General features: G+C 56.5%; 15 protein-coding genes and 1 pseudogene. 7 read left to right on the plus strand and 9 right to left on the minus strand.

What is annotated here, in order from left to right; genetic code table 11:
* From ACEN2J_RS12340 to ACEN2J_RS12360, 5 genes and pseudogenes are all read right to left on the minus strand, one after another.
* Positions 1 to 440, minus strand: a pseudogene (locus tag ACEN2J_RS12340) (hypothetical protein); the annotation flags it as partial.
* A 193-nt stretch (positions 441 to 633) separates the two neighbouring features.
* Positions 634 to 1,752 (minus strand): GlxA family transcriptional regulator, encoded by a 1,119-nt coding sequence (locus ACEN2J_RS12345; RefSeq protein WP_442106216.1) that lies wholly within the window; start codon positions 1,750 to 1,752, stop codon positions 634 to 636.
* A gap of 5 nt (positions 1,753 to 1,757) precedes the next feature.
* Positions 1,758 to 4,193 (minus strand): GcvT family protein, encoded by a 2,436-nt coding sequence (locus ACEN2J_RS12350; protein ID WP_442106218.1) that lies wholly within the window; start codon positions 4,191 to 4,193, stop codon positions 1,758 to 1,760.
* Positions 4,194 to 4,409: 216 nt separating this feature from the next.
* On the minus strand, positions 4,410 to 5,378 hold the full coding sequence (locus tag ACEN2J_RS12355; RefSeq protein WP_442106220.1) for a LysR family transcriptional regulator: 969 nt from the start codon (positions 5,376 to 5,378) through the stop codon (positions 4,410 to 4,412).
* Between the two features lie 137 nt (positions 5,379 to 5,515).
* Positions 5,516 to 6,430, minus strand: a complete 915-nt coding sequence (locus tag ACEN2J_RS12360) for a LysR family transcriptional regulator (RefSeq protein ID WP_442106222.1) — start codon at positions 6,428 to 6,430, stop codon at positions 5,516 to 5,518.
* 81 nt (positions 6,431 to 6,511) lie between these two features.
* Here ACEN2J_RS12360 and ACEN2J_RS12365 point away from each other — a divergent pair, with 81 nt between their 5' ends.
* The 5 genes from ACEN2J_RS12365 to ACEN2J_RS12385 all read left to right on the plus strand — a co-directional run bounded on the left by ACEN2J_RS12365 (position 6,512) and on the right by ACEN2J_RS12385 (position 11,944).
* Positions 6,512 to 7,534, plus strand: a complete 1,023-nt coding sequence (locus ACEN2J_RS12365) for a D-cysteine desulfhydrase (RefSeq protein ID WP_442106224.1) — start codon at positions 6,512 to 6,514, stop codon at positions 7,532 to 7,534.
* A gap of 4 nt (positions 7,535 to 7,538) precedes the next feature.
* Complete coding sequence (locus ACEN2J_RS12370) at positions 7,539 to 8,750, plus strand: DegT/DnrJ/EryC1/StrS family aminotransferase (RefSeq protein WP_442106226.1); 1,212 nt, start codon at positions 7,539 to 7,541, stop codon at positions 8,748 to 8,750.
* Positions 8,747 to 9,430 carry an aspartate/glutamate racemase family protein gene (locus ACEN2J_RS12375; protein WP_442106228.1) on the plus strand — a complete coding sequence of 228 codons (684 nt, stop codon included), beginning with the start codon at positions 8,747 to 8,749 and terminating at the stop codon, positions 9,428 to 9,430. The genes ACEN2J_RS12370 and ACEN2J_RS12375 overlap by 4 nt, the downstream gene beginning before the upstream one ends.
* Positions 9,431 to 9,615: 185 nt before the next feature.
* On the plus strand, positions 9,616 to 10,926 hold the full coding sequence (gene hisD / locus ACEN2J_RS12380) for a histidinol dehydrogenase (RefSeq protein ID WP_442106230.1): 1,311 nt from the start codon (positions 9,616 to 9,618) through the stop codon (positions 10,924 to 10,926).
* Entirely contained in the window at positions 10,913 to 11,944 is a 1,032-nt protein-coding gene (locus ACEN2J_RS12385) for a YeiH family protein (protein WP_442106232.1), read from the plus strand. The genes hisD and ACEN2J_RS12385 overlap by 14 nt, the downstream gene beginning before the upstream one ends.
* A 36-nt stretch (positions 11,945 to 11,980) precedes the next feature.
* Here the strand turns inward: ACEN2J_RS12385 and ACEN2J_RS12390 are convergent, their stop codons facing one another.
* From ACEN2J_RS12390 to ACEN2J_RS12400, 3 genes are all read right to left on the minus strand, one after another.
* Positions 11,981 to 12,571, minus strand: a complete 591-nt coding sequence (locus tag ACEN2J_RS12390; RefSeq protein WP_442106234.1) for a rhodanese-like domain-containing protein — start codon at positions 12,569 to 12,571, stop codon at positions 11,981 to 11,983.
* 87 nt (positions 12,572 to 12,658) lie between these two features.
* On the minus strand, positions 12,659 to 13,057 hold the full coding sequence (locus ACEN2J_RS12395; protein WP_442106236.1) for a hypothetical protein: 399 nt from the start codon (positions 13,055 to 13,057) through the stop codon (positions 12,659 to 12,661).
* 36 nt (positions 13,058 to 13,093) lie between these two features.
* Positions 13,094 to 14,887, minus strand: a complete 1,794-nt coding sequence (locus ACEN2J_RS12400) for a PHA/PHB synthase family protein (RefSeq protein WP_442106238.1) — start codon at positions 14,885 to 14,887, stop codon at positions 13,094 to 13,096.
* Between the two features lie 690 nt (positions 14,888 to 15,577).
* Between ACEN2J_RS12400 and ACEN2J_RS12405 the strand changes: the two genes are divergently transcribed.
* Positions 15,578 to 15,931, plus strand: coding sequence for a phasin family protein (locus ACEN2J_RS12405; RefSeq protein ID WP_442106240.1), 354 nt, complete (start codon positions 15,578 to 15,580; stop codon positions 15,929 to 15,931).
* Positions 15,932 to 16,125: 194 nt separating this feature from the next.
* On the opposite strand, the gene ACEN2J_RS12410 is transcribed toward ACEN2J_RS12405, so the two are convergent.
* A complete protein-coding gene (locus ACEN2J_RS12410) occupies positions 16,126 to 16,533 on the minus strand; it encodes a GNAT family N-acetyltransferase (RefSeq protein WP_442106330.1) in 408 nt (135 codons plus the stop codon).
* Between the two features lie 366 nt (positions 16,534 to 16,899).
* Between ACEN2J_RS12410 and ACEN2J_RS12415 the strand changes: the two genes are divergently transcribed.
* Positions 16,900 to 17,589: a CbiX/SirB N-terminal domain-containing protein gene (locus ACEN2J_RS12415; RefSeq protein WP_442106242.1), complete on the plus strand. Its 690-nt coding sequence runs from the start codon at positions 16,900 to 16,902 to the stop codon at positions 17,587 to 17,589.
* The last annotated feature ends 67 nt before the right edge of the window (positions 17,590 to 17,656 follow it).

Consider the following 17,656-nt stretch of genomic DNA (forward strand, 5'->3'; position numbering starts at 1 on the left):
GCGGCAGCAGTGGCCTCGGCATCAGCTTTAGCTTGCGCATCTGCTGCGGCAGCAGTGGCCTCGGCATCAGCTTTAGCTTGCGCATCTGCTGCGGCAGCGGCAGCGGCCTCGGCATCAGCTTTGGCTTGCGCATCTGCTGCAGCGGCAGCAGTGGCCTCGGCATCAGCTTTAGCTTGCGCATCTGCTGCGGCAGCGGCGGCAGCTTCGGCGTCAGCCTTGGCTTGTGCGTCTGCGATCTGTTCTTCGATCTTTTGCGCCTGCGCAATCAGGTCGGCATTCGCGGGGTCGCACACTGTATCGGCACTCGGTTCACACAGAACAGAGCCATCAACGGCAATGATAGACCCCGTGTCCGTCACGGTTTGCGCCCACAGCGGGGTGGGCTGCACATGCATCAAGGCAACGGACAAGGCTGCGGTTGAATTCAGTAGTCGCTTCATAAAACGTCCTCTCAGGATCAGATCACTACCGAAGCATACTCCGGTATCCACCATATAGTTCCCAGAATTCGCTTTGATATGCGATATCAAGCCCCTGCTATGCGCTGTCCAAGCTTATCATCACGCCAATTACAGGGTCATGTGGGTGCAGGACTTGGCAGATTACACCTGAAACCGCTTATTCGCGTTGAAATCAGGTCAAAGGCGCAGGCCAAGACCGGCGACCTTCGGCGACTGGACTGCTGAACGACATTGCGCGGTTCAACCGAATCGAAGCATCCGATGCTGTCGGTAGTTTTACTCTCGGCTGCGCCAAAGGCGCGCTGCCATCAGCCCTCGTCTCGCGTGGCTTTGCGGGCCGCGCAATGAGTTGCAGCCGAAGCTGCGTTGGCGAGCGCCCAAATTCGCGCAAGAACACGCGCGAGAATGCGGACGAGCAGCTAAAACCGCATGCGATTGCGATCTCGGCTATAGACGCCGAGGTTTGCTCGACCATCACCTTGCCGCGCCGCAAGCGCAGCGTGCGATAAAACGCCACTGGGGTCTGCCCGATGGCCTTAACAAAGCGCCGCTCAAGCTGGCGTACAGACGTTCCGGCAACACGGGCAAGGCCCGACATGCACACCGGCGTCTCAACGTTTTGCTCCATATGCCGAATGACGGCTTCCAACCGCCAAACCCGCAAGAAATCTATGTCATTTTCGCTGCACGGCTGGGGGGCATTGCCCTCGCGCACGCCGTTCATCACCAACATCTGACTGGTCGCTTGCGCCAGCTTTTCCGAAAGCGGCGCCACGATTTCCGAAAGCACCACATCAGCGGTTGCAATCATGCCAGCCGCAGTCGTGATCCGGCCATTTCGCAGATAGAGCGGCGGGCTTTCCTCTAGATCAACCAAAGTATCACGCAGCAGCTGTTGGTTTTCCCAATGCGTCGTAAAGGCGCCATCCTCGGCGTTCAGCCTTTTCCATTCATAGGCCGCATCCGACAGCAACAAAATGTGGCTGCCGACGCGTTCAAGCCAACGAAATTTTGCGCAAAACTGGCCAAGGCTTGCCCGAATGCCGCTGCCGCCAAGCACGACAACATGGTCGGGCGGCACGGCCAGCATGGCGCGAAAGGGGGTCGCGCGCACGCTCATTCCGTCATCCAGACTGTCGATCATGGTGCTGCCGGAGGAGGAACAGATCTGCGTTTGAAACCGATCCTGCCCCCCCAGCCGGTTGGCGATACGCAAGATATCCAGCACAAGTGCAAGTTCGGTTGCGACAAAACCGGTCTCGACCAGAATGACTACCCGCGTATCGGCCATTTTTATCAGCTTCTGATACGGCTGAAATCGGGATCATATGGCGATGGCGCGATCACTTCGATCGCAACCATATCGCCGAACATATCCAGTTCCAACTTGGTGCCAATTGCCGAAAACTCTGGGTCGATAAAGGCATAGGCAATGTTCATACCAACGCGGTACCCCCAATCACCCGAAGAAATCGTACCGACAACCTTATCGCCGACCATCAGCGATGAGCCACCGCGCGCAGGGGCGTGCGTTGCATCAACTTTCAGGCTTACGAACTTCTTGCGTTCGCCCGCTGCATGCATCTTTTCCAGCGCGGCTTTCCCGATAAAGTCACCTTTTCCAAGCTTCACAAAGCGATCCAGCCCGGTTTCAAACGGTGTAAATTCGGTCAGCAGATCGGCTTTCCAATGCAAGAAACCCATCTCCATTCGCATCGAGTCAACAGCCCGCGCACCAAAGAGCTTCAGCCCGAACTCTGCACCTGCCTTACGCAGCGCCAGCCAAGCCGCATAAAGCGAGGCGTTGGGAACGTGGATTTCATAGGCCAATTCACCCGAGAAGCTGACGCCCAGTACCGTTGCCGGGGCAAAGCCGATAAAGCATTCGCGTACAGACAGCCAAGGGAACGCCGCCTTGGACCAATCGCCGCGCGAACAGGCCTGCAGAACTGCCCGAGCATTAGGGCCCGCCAGAACAAGGATGGTCTGGTCATTGGTCAGGCTGCGGATTTGGACATTCTCGCCGGGCAGGATGTGGTTTTTCAGCCAATCCATATCGTGGAATTCGCTTGCTGCAGCAGAACCATACCAAACCCGCGCTGGACCACGATCCGAAGCAGGAATGTTGGCGATAGTTGCTTCGCCTTTGACCATACCGTGGTCGTTCAACAAGTAGCCGAGGCCAACGCGACCGTCTTTCTTGGTCACAGCGCCGCAAATCATACGGTCAAGGAAGCTGTGGCGATCATCGCCAGTGATTTCCAAGCGGTTGAAACCGTTGACTTCGCAGAGGCCAACATTGTTTTGAACGTTTGCCACTTCGCCGCCGACGATATCAAACGCCTCGTCAAAGTTGAAACCAAGGGTCGGGTGGAAATCAGGCGTTGGTTTGATGTAATCGACGCGCTCCCAACCGTTCACAACCGTAAATTCAGCGCCTTCAGCGGCAAGGATTGGCGTCAAAGGTGTGGTTTTGGCAGGGCGACCGGCAGGGCGGTGCTCATGCGGGAAGTGGAAACGGAATTCGTTTTGATAGTCCTCGATCGACTTCAGAGCCGTCAATTCGACGTTGGTATGGCCGGTAAAGCGGCGCGGATCGATGACCCATGTGTCATAGCACGCCTCGCCATGAACGATCTGTTGCGCGAGCAACCAGCCATGGCCGCCGCCTTCGCCCAAGCCCGCACGCAGACCGATGATGCAGAATGCGTTACGCTTGCCGGGGATCGGGCCAACCAGCGGCGCGCCGTCGATGGTATAGGTGATCGGGCCGTTGACGACGCGTTTAATACCAACCTCGGTCAGGGCTGGCATACGGGCAAATGCCCCTTCCAGCACGTCCATAACCCGTTCCAGATCATCAGGGCACAGCGCGTTGGTGAATTTGGGGTCGATGCCGTCCATACCCCATGTTTTGCAGTCCTGCTCATAGAAACCGATCAGCAGGCCGTTCTTTTCCTGACGGCAATAGTAGTCGCTGATCGGGCAGCGCAGCAGTGGCATCCGGCGGGCCGACTCAACAATCGCCGGGATATCCTCGGTCACGAAATACTGGTGTTCCATCGAGGCTACGGGGTGGTGAACGCCCATCATCGCGCCCACTTCGTTCACGCGGTAGCCGCAGGCATTTACAACGATATCGGCGTCGATGTTGCCTTGCGTTGTCTCAACGGTCCAAGTGTCATCCTTGTGCTGGGTAAGCGCGGTGACAGCCGTGTTACGGTACACCTCGGCGCCAGCTTTACGCGCATGAAAGGCAAGCGCTTGGCACAGCTGTGCAGGGTCGATGTCGCCATCTGCGCCATCCCAAAGCCCGCCCAACAGGTTATCGGTCGAGATCAGCGGGTGGCGGCGCGCACATTCTTCCGCGTCAAGCACCTCAAACTCTACACCCATGCCGCGTGCCATTGACGCAAAGTGCCGGTAGCCTTGCATCTGCTCGGGCGTGTTGGCAAGGCGGATGCCGCCGTCACCGTGGTGATAACCGACCGGATATTCCGGATCATCGCGCAGCTTTTTATACAGCGCGATCGAGTGGGATTTTAGCCCAACCATCGTTTGGGTCATGCCAAAATTGGTGACCTGCGCGGCCGAGTGCCACGTCGTGCCCGACGTCAACTCGTCGCGCTCGATCAGGACAACATCGGTCCAACCTTCTTGCGTCAGGTGATACAGTGTCGAACAGCCGGCGATACCGCCTCCGATGACAACGACTTTGGTTCTCGACTTCATGCGTGCGGCCTCCGAAATGCATTTCATCATTTCTGAACGAGTGTTCTCTGTGCTGGCAACGCATCCATTTCTATTTCGAAAATTTAAGAACTTAATTCCGACTTATGCAAATAGACCTGCCTACAATTTGGCCAGTCGGAATGTGTGGCCGCATCATCCCCGTATCAAAGCAGGCCAATCATACCATGCGGTACTTTTAACAATCTGCCTTGGGCGCTACTCAATCAGCGTAAAGCTATCTTGCAACCACGGCAGCTTTTCGTGAAGCATCGGAATAGCGGTTTCTTCCAGCAATTCAGTAAACTTGTTGCGCACTTTTATCAGCACAGAGCGCGAACAATCCGGTGTGGACACGATAGACAATGTGCGTGCAAAGCTTTTCCCCGGAAAACGATGCACCTCGACCTGATCTTGGAACTGCTTGCCGTGCGAATAGAGCAGCGCAGTTGTGATAGACCACCCTGCCCCCGCCGCCACCATTGCCATCAACATATCACTGTTGGCGCATTCAAAATGATTGGGCAAGGAAATGCCAAGACGGCGCAAATGCGATTCGATCTGACGACTGATGAAAAGGCTGCTTGAGAACCGCAAAAAGGGCAGTGTCATTGCGTCCTTTGTCAGTTGCGCCCCGTTGAACGCATGGCCCTTTGGCTTTATCAACAGGAACGGATCGCGCAGAAAAGGTTGATCGTGCAGGTCAAACAGGTTTTCCGATGAATAGGCAACCACGCCCAAATCCAGCTCTTTTTTCCGCAACATTCCAATGATCAAATGGCTTGAATCTGTCAAATATGAAAAATCACATTGCGGCATCTGCTTGGACAAATACACGGCCAGCTGCGGCGCGATGTCGGCATCAAAATCTTCAATCAGCCCAAGCCGCAGATAGCTGGCGTTATCAATATTTCCCGATGCAGCCTCGGCTTTGGCCGTCCTGATCGCGTGCAGCGCACCGTCAATCTTACGCAGGAAGTTGCGGCCCGTCGGGGTCAACAACATTGGACGGCGGCTATGGTCAAACAGATCGACGCCCAGATGTTCCTCAAGGTTTTTAAGGTGATGTGAAACCGTACTAACCGATAGGCCGGTCTCATCCGCTGCCGCCTGCAATGACCCTTTGTTTGCGCAAATCTGGAAAAGCTCTAGCCACTTAAAGCTCAGATCCCTACGTGAATAAGACATCGCCATGTTCCAGCCCCCCGCGCAGTAATTCACATCTGTTCAAAGTAACATTCGTATTTTTGTAAATATAGCCCACATATTTCCGGATTTGGAAATGCTGTAAAGCGCCTTGGCACACTCCAAGGCAGGTCTTGCGGCTAGGCCGTTTGCAGATGCGACCATATAAGATCTTCGGCAGAATTGGGGGCCCCCTGCACACGCATGGCGACAACCCGCAAAGCGCAGGTTGGCAGTGCCGCTGATAAATCCAACAGATCGCCCGTCGCCAACTTGTCCTGCGCCAAGGATTCGGGAACCCAAGCAACCCCAACCCCGATTGCTGCCATTTCGACCGCGGCAAGCGTCAGCGCGGTTTCAACCTTGGGCAAAGGCTGAAACAACGGGTTCAGCATGGGCAAGATCTTACGCTCCATCACCTGTCCCAAAAAGACATCGGGCGGATAGGAGATATAGGGGATTTCTGTGAATTGCGCCTTTGCAAGCTGTGGCAGGCACGCGTTGAACACAGGGATCAGCCGATCCGCGCCGATTGTCACCTCTTCGATAAAATCTGCAGCGGGGTCACTCATGTCGTCGGTTGTCCGGTATACGATTGCCACATCGGCCTGACGCGACAAAAGCAACCCCACACATTCGTCAAAATTGGCAGATCGCAACCGCACATAGATGCCATCCCGCTCGACCGGCAGTTTTTGCAGCAACGCTGGTACGAGTTTTGCGGTCAGCGAATGTTGGCAGGCAATGACAACACGGTTGCTGGTGATGCGCTCGCCGCGCCGCAAATCAACACTCAACTGCCGCAGCGCGGATGTCAGCATCACAATCTGATCGCGTTGGGCCTGCGTCGTTGGCTTTAGTCGAATCGGCTTATGCTCTCGGTCAAACAGTTCAACGCCAACATAATCTTCAATCTGCCTAATCCTTCGCGAAAATGCTGATTGCGTAAGCAGACGCCGATCGGCCGCGCCACTAAATGACCCAGTCTCGGCAATTGCCAATATATCTTCAAGCCATTCCAACCGCACAGCAGACCCAACTTGCAAATTTTGCACAATATATCAAAAATTTCGCACTTGCATAGCTGTTTAGGAGGACTAAAACTCAAATCACACAAGTTACCTAAGGAACTCCCAATGCATCTCGCCCGTTTTCCGCGCGTCCACCTCGCCCATCTTCCGACCCCTCTGGAAAAGATGGACCGTTTGTCCAAAGAATTGGGAGGGCCGGAAATCTGGATTAAGCGCGACGATTGCACAGGCCTGTCCACTGGCGGCAACAAAACCCGCAAACTCGAATTCCTGATGGCCGAAGCACTGGCCATGGGCGCAGACACCGTTATGACCCAAGGTGCGACGCAGTCGAACCACGCCCGCCAAACCGCGGCGTTTGCGGCCAAACTGGGCATGGCTTGCCATATCCTGCTTGAGGACCGCACAGGTTCGAACAACCACAACTACAATGACAACGGCAACGTGTTGCTGGATCATTTGCATGGCGCGACCACATCCAAGCGCACCGGCGGCAAGGATATGCAGGCCGAAATGGAAATGGTTGCCGAAAAGCTAAAGGCCGAGGGCCGCAAGGTTTACTTGATCCCCGGTGGCGGCTCCAACGCGACTGGCGCTTTGGGCTATGTGAACTGCGCCTTTGAATTGGTGGGCCAAGCAAATGACCGCAGCTTGGTTATCGACCATCTTGTCACAGCAACCGGCTCGGCAGGCACCCAAGCGGGCCTGATTACTGGCCTGAAAGCAATCAATGCAGGCATCCCGTTGACAGGTATCGGCGTGCGTGCGCCCAAGGACAAGCAAGAAGAAAACGTATTTGCTTTGGCCCAGAAAACCGCTGCCAAATTGGGTTGCCCCGATGTGGTTTCCCGCGGCGATGTGGTTGCGGATAGCAGCTATGTTGGCGCAGGCTACGGCATCCCGCGCGAAGACACGCTGGAAGCGATCCGCATGTTTGCACAGCTTGAAGGTATCTTGCTGGATCCGGTCTATTCCGGCAAAGGTGCCGCTGGCCTGATCGACTATTGCCGCAAAGGCAATTTCAAAAAGGGCGAGCGGATTGTGTTCTTGCACACTGGCGGTTCTGCGGCACTGTTCGGCTATGACGCCGTATTTGCCGAAGGCAACCAAGCCCTGAAGGTAGACTAATCCCATGGCCCGAGCGCATTTTTCAAAGAGCTTTACCCAGCAATTGCCAATCCCTGACGACGCGATTGAAGCGGCGATTGCGGTTATGCGCTCGGGCCGTTTGCACCGCTACAACACCGCCCCGGGTGAAGACAGTGAAACGATGGAGCTGGAGCGCGAGTTTGCGGTCTGGCAAGGCCAACCCTATTGCCTCGCCGTGGCATCTGGCGGCCAAGCGATGGCGATTGCAATGCGTGCCGCCGGTGTGGTGCCGGGCGATCTGGTGCTGACCAACGGCTTTACGCTGGCCCCGGTTCCGGGTGCGATTGCCGCCGTGGGGGGCAAATCGGTGCTGGTTGAAATCACGCCTGATCTGGTGATTGATCTGGATGATCTGGCCTTGAAGGCCAAGACAACTGGCGCGCGCTATCTGCTGTTGTCGCACATGCGCGGGCATTTGTGCGATATGGACCGATTGATGCAAATCGCGGCCACGCATAACCTGACAATCATCGAGGATTGCGCCCATACGATGGGCGCGCGCTGGAATGGCAAGCTGTCGGGCTCTTTCGGCCTTGCTGGTTGCTTTAGCACCCAAACCTACAAGCACATGAACTCGGGCGAAGGCGGCTTGCTGACCTCGGATAACCCCGAATTTATGGCGCGGGCGACGATCTTGTCGGGCTCCTACATGCTTTACCCTCGCCACGGCGCGGGGCCTGCAGAGGATGTCTATACCGATATTCGGCTGGATACGCCGAATTGCTCGGCCCGCATGGATAACTTGCGCGCCGCCATTCTGCGCCCGCAGCTACGCAAGATTGAACAGAGCATCGCCGATTGGAATGCACGCCATGATATGGTGGCTGACATGCTGTCGGCGTCGAACCGCATTCACCTTGCCACACGCCCCGCGGCCGAGGTTTATGTCGGCTCGTCCATCCAGTTCTGCCTGCCCGAAATCACCCAAGCGCAAGCACTGGCCTTCGTTTCCGGTCTGGCCGCTGTTGGGGTTGAGGTGAAGTGGTTCGGGGCCTCGCAACCCGTGGGCTTTACCTCGGCGCATCAAAGCTGGCGCTATGTGGCCGCACAAGACCTGCCGCAGACCGACAAAATTCTGTCGGGCCTGTTCGATATGCGCCTGCCGCTGACCTTTACCCTAGAGGATTGCGCGCTGCTGGCTGATCACATTCTGGACGCCGTGGCCGCCCTGCCCGAAACGGGGGAAGCAACATGAAACGTGTTGGCATTTTGGGCGGAATGGGGCCAGAGGCGACCATCCTGATCATGCAGAAAATCCTTGCGGGCGTGGCGGCCCAAGATGACAGCGACCATCTCCCGCTTATCGTTGACCAAAATACCCAAGTCCCCTCGCGGATCAAACATCTGCTAGAGGGCGGCACGGTTGACCCCGCCCCTGCCCTTGCCGATATGGCACGGCGTTTGGTCGCAGGTGGGGCCGAGATTTTGGCGATGCCCTGCAACACAGCACATCACTATGCAGACGCCATTCGCACGGCAGTAACCGTGCCAATGCTGGATATGATTGAGCTGTCCTGCGCCCATGCGGCCAGCCTGTCAGACAACGGCATTGTCGGTGTGCTCGGCTCGCCTGCCGTGCGCAAAGTGGGGCTGTTTGATGGCCCGCTGAAACGCCACGGGCTAACAGCCCTATATGCGCAGGATGAGGCGCAAACCCTTGCTGCCATCCGGTTGCTGAAATCCAAAGGCCCCAGCCCCGAGGCGCGCGCCATTTTAAAAACCGCCTCTGAAGAGTTGGTGCAGCGCGGCGCCACCGTGCAACTGATCGCCTGTACCGAATTTTCGCTTATCCCCGAGGCCGTATCTGCGCAAGCAAACGCCTTTGACACACTGGACCAACTGGTCAAAGCGATCATTACCCAAGCAACCCAATAGCGGGCAAAACGCCCGCATTCTCAATTAGGCGGTCACTATGACCAAATATTTCAAAACACCCCTGATGTACGCCGCTGCTTTGGCTATGGCCGATAACGGCTTTGCCTTCGCCAAACCTGAGACCTCGATATAAGTGCGCCGCCTCTTGCCCTGAACGGGCCGCATGTAACCAGAAAGCCAGAAGAATGATCTACTTAAAGAAAGCCGCTCGTACTGCCGAAACCGATCAGGGTGATGTGCATGATCTTGTCGTCAAAATGCTGGACGAGATTGCAGCAGGCGGCGAAGAAGCGGCGCGCGCATATGCCCGCGATCTGGATAAATGGGCAGGCGATATCATCGTCTCACCAGAACAACGCGCGGCGGCGGCGGCCTTGGTTCCGGAAAAACTGAAAGCCGATATCCAATTCGCCCATGCCAACATCAAACGCTTTGCCGAGGCACAACGCGCCACCGTAACCGATTGCGAAGTCGAAATTCTGCCCGGCCTGATTGCAGGGCAAAAGCAAATTCCGGTCTCGGCGGCAGGGTGCTATGTGCCCGGCGGGCGCTATAGCCATATCGCCAGCGCGATTATGACCATTACCACCGCCAAAGTGGCGGGCGTCGGGCATATTTCGGCCTGCTCCCCACCCCGTCCGGGCCAAGGCATTCCCCCAGCGATCATCTACGCGATGGACCTGTGCGGCGCCGATGTCATCTTGCAAATGGGTGGCGTGCAAGGGGTTGCCGCGATGGCGAATGGCCTCTTTGGCCTGCAAAAGGCTGATATCCTTGTCGGCCCCGGCAACCAATATGTGGCCGAAGCGAAACGGATTTTGTTCGGTCATGTCGGCATTGATATGTTTGCAGGCCCGACCGACAGCATGGTCGCCGCCGACGCCACCGCCGATGCCGAAATGGTCGCGATGGATTTGGTGGGTCAGGCGGAACATGGCTATAACTCGCCTGTTTGGCTGGCCACGACCGACCGCACGCTGGCCGAGCGCGTCATGGAGATCGTTCCCGGTCTGATCGAAACCCTGCCCGAACCGAACCGCAGCAGCGCCCAGGCCGCATGGGCCGACTATGCCGAGGTGATGCTGTGCGACAGCGTCGAAGATATGGCGCAGGTCTGCGACCAATACGGGCCAGAGCATCTGCACATCCAAGCTGCAAATCTGGATTGGTGGCTGAACCGTTTACGCTCTTACGGCTCGCTGTTCTTGGGCGAAGAAACCACCGTGGCCTTTGGCGACAAGGCATCAGGGCCAAACCACGTTTTGCCAACCTCGGGTGCTGCGCGGTATACCGGCGGCCTGTCTGTGCATAAGTTTATGAAAACAGTCACTTGGCAACGTGCCACCAGAGAGGCTGCAAAGCCGCTGGCCGAGGCAACCGCCCGCATTTCGCGGCTGGAAGGCATGGAAGGCCACGCCCGATCTGCCGATATTCGCTTGGCCAAATTCTTCCCCAATGAAACCTTTGATCTGAGCGCGGTTGATGACAAACTCTGAACAAAGCGGGCATTCCCCCGCAGCCATTTCAGCGCCACAACGGGTGCTGGGCTGGATCGACACCAACCGTAGCGGCATCGCGCTTGCAACTACGGTCGCCCTTGCGTCCAGCTTTCTTGCCGAGCATTATGGCGCGCCGGCCATGCTGTTCGCACTGCTGATTGGCATGGCGTTCAACTTTATGAACGACACGCCGCGCGCAGCCTCTGGCATCGCCTTTTGCTCACGGGATTTGCTGCGGTTGGGTGTGGCGCTTTTGGGCCTGCGCCTGACCTTTGCCGACGTGTCACAGCTGGGTATCACGCCGATTATTGGCGTGGCTGTTATGCTCGTGCTGACCATGATCGGCGGCGTTATATTTGCCCGCCTGTTTGGCCGCACAACAGCCTTTGGCTTGCTGACGGGCGGCTCGGTGGCGATTTGTGGGGCCTCGGCGGCGATGGCAATCGCGGCGGTTCTGCCGAAGAAGTACCTGCAAGAAGAAGATGTCTTGCTAACCGTGGTCGGTGTCACTGCGATGTCGACCATCGCGATGATTCTCTACCCAATGCTGTTTGGCTGGCTTGGCCTTGCCGATGTTGAAAGCGGCTATATGATCGGGGCGACCATCCATGATGTCGCCCAAGTCGTCGGCGCTGGCTATTCGGTTAGTGATACAGCGGGCGATATCGCCACCTTTACCAAGCTGTTGCGCGTGGCCCTGTTGCCGGTTGTGCTGTTGGTTGTTGCCGTGACCTTCCGCAAGGAAGCTGGCGGCACAGCAGGCCTTCCGTGGTTTGTCATCGCCTTTATCATCCTGATGGCAGTGCGCAATTTCGTCCCCCTTCCCGAAGGTCTGCTCAACTTCATCAACGATGCCTCGCGGTTCTTGTTGGTGGTGGCGATTTCCGCGCTGGGGGTGAAAACTTCGCTGAAAAAGCTATTCGCGCCGGGGGTAAAAGGCTTGGTGCTGATCGCGATTGATACGCTGTTCTTGTTGGTGCAAGCTATTATCTTTGCCCATATTTTCTTGCTGTGATGGTTGGGGCAATGGTGGCATAGCCGGTCTATGCCCCTATTGCCCGCCCGTCACCGTCAGGCCAAGCAGGCGCCAGACCTGCATGCCACCACGGTAGTAAAAGATGCGGTCCGCAGGATATCCGGCACTGATCATGTTGCGGATCGCGGTGGGCGACTGGCCGCACCAAACGCCATTGCAAAACAGCGCAACGGGCTTGGCCGCCTCACACTCCCAGCCATCAAAACCGGGTTCACAGCCCAGTTGGGCCAGCTCATCCACCACATAGGTATAGGGAATGTTAATCGCACCAGGGATCGTGCCGCCCTGAAACCAGCTGGACGTGCGGCTGTCGACCACCACGGCCTCGGGGTCTTGCAACATCGCAATCAGTTCTAGCTCGCCGATTGTGGTGACACCTTCGGCAGGGCTATGCGGCTGGATGCAAAAATCTGGGCACGGACGAGAGGTCAACGCCCATTCGCCGGTGACTTCATGCGTTGGGTCTTGGATTCTGCCAATCTCTAGGGGGCCGCTGTCGGTTTCAATGGTGGCAGTCGGCATATCCTTGGTAATCCCAACCACAGTTTGCGTGATTGCGGGGCCTGCCGCGACCGCGAGTGCTATTGTCAATGCGATGGCTTTCATGACTTTTCCCTCCTGCTAAGTGATCGTTCCGATCATCAGCATAGCTGCAAAATGCGCTTTCGTCACCTAGCGGGCCAAAGCATGGCTTTAGGCAGCGCGTGCTTTCGCGATGTGCCGCGCTGCGACCACAGAAATTGCCGCCCAAACACCCGTGCGCAAAATCATCGCACCGACAGTCCTCATCTCATAGGCGCCCCCTTGCAGCACATGATACCCAAAGCTGAGGCCGACCAACGCGGTGCTGACAAAAATCGCGACCGAGATCCAGACTGCGGGCCGGTGCTGCAAGAAAAGCCCAATCCCAGCCAGCATGTAGGCAAAACCGGCCAGAAAATTGAACCACAACACGAACCCCACGGCATTGCCAACCGCTGCTGCGGCCTCGGCCCCGCCAAACAAGGCGCGACCGCCTGAAAATACGGTCAATGCGCCAAAAATCAGTGCGACAATCGCGGCCATTGTCAGGCTTTTGCTACGCGTTTTCATGGCTTATCCACTTTTACATTTTGGGCGCGCTGCACCCTATTTCTGCATCACATATGTACCGGGGGCGTCACATAGCGGGCCATAGCCCGAGGCCGCATTGCCCATTTCCGGCGGTGCCGTAACAGCCCCGGAATGGGCCGCAAGCCACCCAGCCCATGTTTCCCACCAAGATCCATCATGCGCCTCCGTCTCGGCCAGCCACGCCTCTGGATCGGCGTAGCGATCCAAAGCACCTTTGGTTTCCACGCGGTATGAACGATGCGGATGACCCGGCTCTGACACAATACCCGCGTTATGGCCGCCACTGGTCAAAACAAAGGTCACTTCGGTATCGGTCAGCAATCGAATTTTGAAAACCGACTGCCAAGGTGCGACGTGGTCTTTCAGCGTTCCGACAGCAAAGATCGGAAGCCGGATATCGGGCAAAGCAACCGGGCGGCCATCGACGGTAAACCGCCCTGCGGCCAGATCATTGTTCAGGTACAGCTTGCGCAGATATTGCGAATGCATCGCATAGGGCATGCGCGTCCCATCGGCATTCCAGGCCATCAGATCACTCATAGGGCGGCTTTCCCCCATGAGATAATTGTGAATAACCCGCGACCAGATCAGATCGTTCGAGTTCAGCATTTGGAACGCCCCACCCATCTGGTTCGTGTCCAGATAGCCTTGTTTCCACATCACGCTATCCAAAAAAGCAAGCTGGCTTTCATTGATAAACAGCTGCAACTCACCCGGTTCGGTGAAATCAACCTGACTGGCAAGCAGGGTCATGGTCGCCAACCCATCATCGCCATCACGCGCCATCGCCGCCGCCGCAATCGACAGCAGCGTGCCCCCCAAACAATAGCCCGCCGCGTGGACTTTTTGATCTGGTACGATGTTCGCAATCGCCGCCAGTGCCGCCATCACGCCAAGCTGCCGGTAATCGTCCAGCGTCAAATCGCGGTCATCCGCATCGGGGTTTTTCCATGAAATCATGAAAACCGTGTGCCCTTGCTCGACCAAATAGCGCACCATTGAATTTTGTTGTGACAGATCAAGGATGTAATACTTCATGATCCAAGCGGGCACGATCAAGATAGGCTCGGGGCGCACGGTGTCGGTTAATGGCGTGTATTGGATCAACTCAATCAGCCGGTTGCGATAGATAACCTTGCCCTTGGTCAGCGCCACATCCTGCCCCGGCACATAGGCCTCGCTGCCCTTAGGCGGTGCCTCTGCCATCATATCTTGTGCATCTTTCAGCGCATTCTGCATCCCTTGAATCAGGTTCATCCCGTTGGTTTCACGGGTTTTTGCCAGCACTTCGGGGTTGGTCAAAAAGAAGTTGGACGGCGAGGCCATATCAAGCAACTGACGCGTCACAAACTGCAAGGCTTGCTCATGCTGGGCCGTTACCCCCGGAACCCCTGTCACCACATTATGCCACCACTGTTGTTGCAGCAAAAAGCCTTGATAGATCATGTTATACGGTTTGGTCTGCCACGCCTCATTGCTGAACCGGTTGTCTTGCGGCAGCGGCGCAATACAGGGCGCGGCCCCATCTGTCGTGGTCGCACAGGCCTGGGCGAACCGGCTTTGACGACTGATTTTGCTTGCGGCATTTTCAAGCAACTCAAACTGCTTGCCGGGGGCCGCGATGATGTGGGTCGCCCAATCGAACCATGCCCCTGCCAAAGCGGCAGGCGAAATCCCTTGGGTGAAACGCGCAACCGCGCTTTGCGCTGTGTGATTAAGCGCCTCGGCAAATGGCGTGACCTTTTCAAACTCGCGCCGCAGGGCCATAGCTTGCGCCAGTGCATCAGGTTTTTGGGTGGGCTTGGTCATCGGACCGCCTTGCGCTGTCGTTGGATGATCAATTGCTATCGAAGAGGCCGGCGCGGCACTGGAACCAACCGGCTTTTGGGGATCGCGCTGTACCAAGACTGGAGTCGTTTTTTCGGCCATTGGTCAAAGTCCTTTTGCCATTTGTCACGGCTCTGCACCGTTCGTAACGTGCCATAAAGCCAATTCATGCATAAAATACCGCAACCTTACGCTGTTAATTCGCACGTAGGCCGCGTCAGAATTTACGTTGCACCCGTCATTGTAACACATCTCAGATGTCAGAAACTCATGCCTAATTTGCGAGTATACGCTCTTAGCATTTTCTTTACAGATGACATTTTGCTGCACCTTCACCACTTGAAATTGCCCCAAGGACGCGGTGCTGCCATCGCTTTGACAGGAACCGAAGCGGCCCGCCTGCCCTAAACCTGACGGCAACACCGCTTGGCAAGGGTTTCCTGCCTCAAGGCCCCCAGCGGCACAGCCCTGATGGGTGATCTTGGCCTAAACCAATTGTGCGCTTACGCCACTCAGCCAAATTGCGTTTGGAAATTGACAGGGATCAAAGCAAAACCATTTTCAAAGAGGTAAACTGTACCTTTAATGAGTGACCTTAGGTGTGCAGCTTGCATTTATCGCGACCACCTTGGCCGCAGAGTCCTTTTCGCAAAATGATACAAAGGAAAAGCAATGACAAAAACATCAACGACCAAAGCAAACCCGATGACCTCCCTCCAGGATGGCATGGCCGCTTTTAACCCGATGCAAGGCGCTGGGATGAAAGCAATGCTGGCTGTGGGCACCGAAACGGCTCAGTTTCTATCGTCTCGTATGCAGCAAGATATTGAGGCCCAGAAAGCAATGTTGTCATGCAAAGACTTGGAAAGCCTTCAAAAACTTCAGGCTGATTTTTACACAAAAGCGCTTGCAGACTATCGCGACGCAACGGCCAAAATCATGGAGATCATGTCGGCAACTGCATCCGACGCCGGCGCGGCCGCAGTCTCATCGACAAAGCGCAGCTATGATGATGTGCCGCTTTAGGCTGGATCTGGCCAGACAGGGTCTAAAGGGCGTTTGGCGTTCGCGGCCAAACAACACGAGGCCCTACCTCCTATTGCAGCGCAATCTGGTGTGATGTCGGTTCGAACAGAACGTCGGTCACATCGGGTTGCAAAAGCCTGTATGCCCATCGCCCCTCGCACATACAGGCGCTGCCCGACAGCGAGGGGAAACGCTTAGAGTTCGAGAGACATAAAAAGACTGTTCGGGTCCAATTCATACCCGACAAATGGCCCACATTCGATAAAGCCCGCCTTGGCATATAACGCACGCGCTGCGGTGAAGGTGGGCTGTATCCCAGTTTCAAGGCTGAGCCGTGCAAATCCAGCTGCCCGCGCCTCATCAATCAGATGGGTTAACAGCCGCTTGGACAGCCCACGGCCCCGTGCTTCTGCCAGCACATGCATCGACTTGATTTCAGCATGATCGGCCTCAATCCGTTTAAATGCGCCCATGCCCAAGGGGACGCCAATATCTCGCATCACAAAAAACGTGACCTCGGGCACCGCCAACTGGCTGGCATCCATCATATGGATGCTTTCAGGGGGCGTGTCGGCGTGCATATCGGCGGTATGGCGTTCCATCAATAAACGCAAATCCGCGCCGAGAGGGCTCTCCGCCGCGATAGAGATTGAAGCTTTAGACACATTTACCTCAACAAATATTAGGAAAAAACGCGATATCGCAAACGGCTTCGGATTGGAAGCAGTCGTCTTGGGCGAATAGGGCCAAGATGCCCCCAATTACACAAAGACGCAACGCGGAAGGCGGCGAAATTTCGGGCACGCTTTGGCCCCACAGGCTGTGCCGCGCCCCAGCAAGCGCGCTTGCGACACGCGTCTGCGGCGGTTATCAAACCCAAGACGCGGTGTGGCAAACCTTAGCACACAGACTATATGAGCTTGCAAAGCCTCTCGGGTTGGGGCGCGTCAGATACGTGAGGTCGAAGCATGAAAAAATCTGCGATTTTGGTGGCGCATGGCTCGCCTGCAGAGCCATTGCCACAAGCGGCCACGATGCAGGCCCTTGCCGTGCGGGTTGCAATGTGGCTGCCGGGTTGGCAGATCATCGGGGCAACGTTGGCCCAAGAGGGCGCGTTGGAAGCCGCTTTGGCCAAGGCGGACAAGCCGTTCATTTACCCGTTTTTCATGGCCGAGGGCTGGTTCACCCGTACCAACCTGCCCCGCAGACTTGCCGCGGCAGATCATGCCGACCTGATACAGCTTGCGCCTTTTGGCACCGACCCTGCGTTGATCGCAATGATGGCCAAAGCCGCAACATCCAGCCCCCAAAGCAAAGGGCTGCTGATCGCCGCGCATGGAAGCAAAGTGTCCAAAACGTCATCTGACACCACCTATGAAATGGTGAAACAGTTGGAACGGTTGGGCATTGGCCCCATCAAGGCAGGCTTTGTCGAAGAGGCCCCGTTTTTGGCCGACGTCGCCCGCGACATGCCCGACGCAACCTGCCTGCCGTTCTTTGCCTTGCGGGCGGGGCATGTTGTCCAAGACATCCCGCAAGCCTTGGAGGAGGCGCAGTTTCGCGGCACTCTATTGCCGCCGATTGGCGAAGATATCCGCACAGCGCAATTGATTGCAGCAGCTTTGGACCAAGCCTTTTGGGACCAAACACAGGGCTAACAGCCAACCAAAGCCACGGCAACAGCGGAAATCGAGAGCCGCCTGCGCCATCGTCTCAAAGCTTGTT

Source organism: Pseudorhodobacter sp. W20_MBD10_FR17 (assembly GCF_052119765.1).
Lineage (GTDB): Bacteria > Pseudomonadota > Alphaproteobacteria > Rhodobacterales > Rhodobacteraceae > Pseudorhodobacter.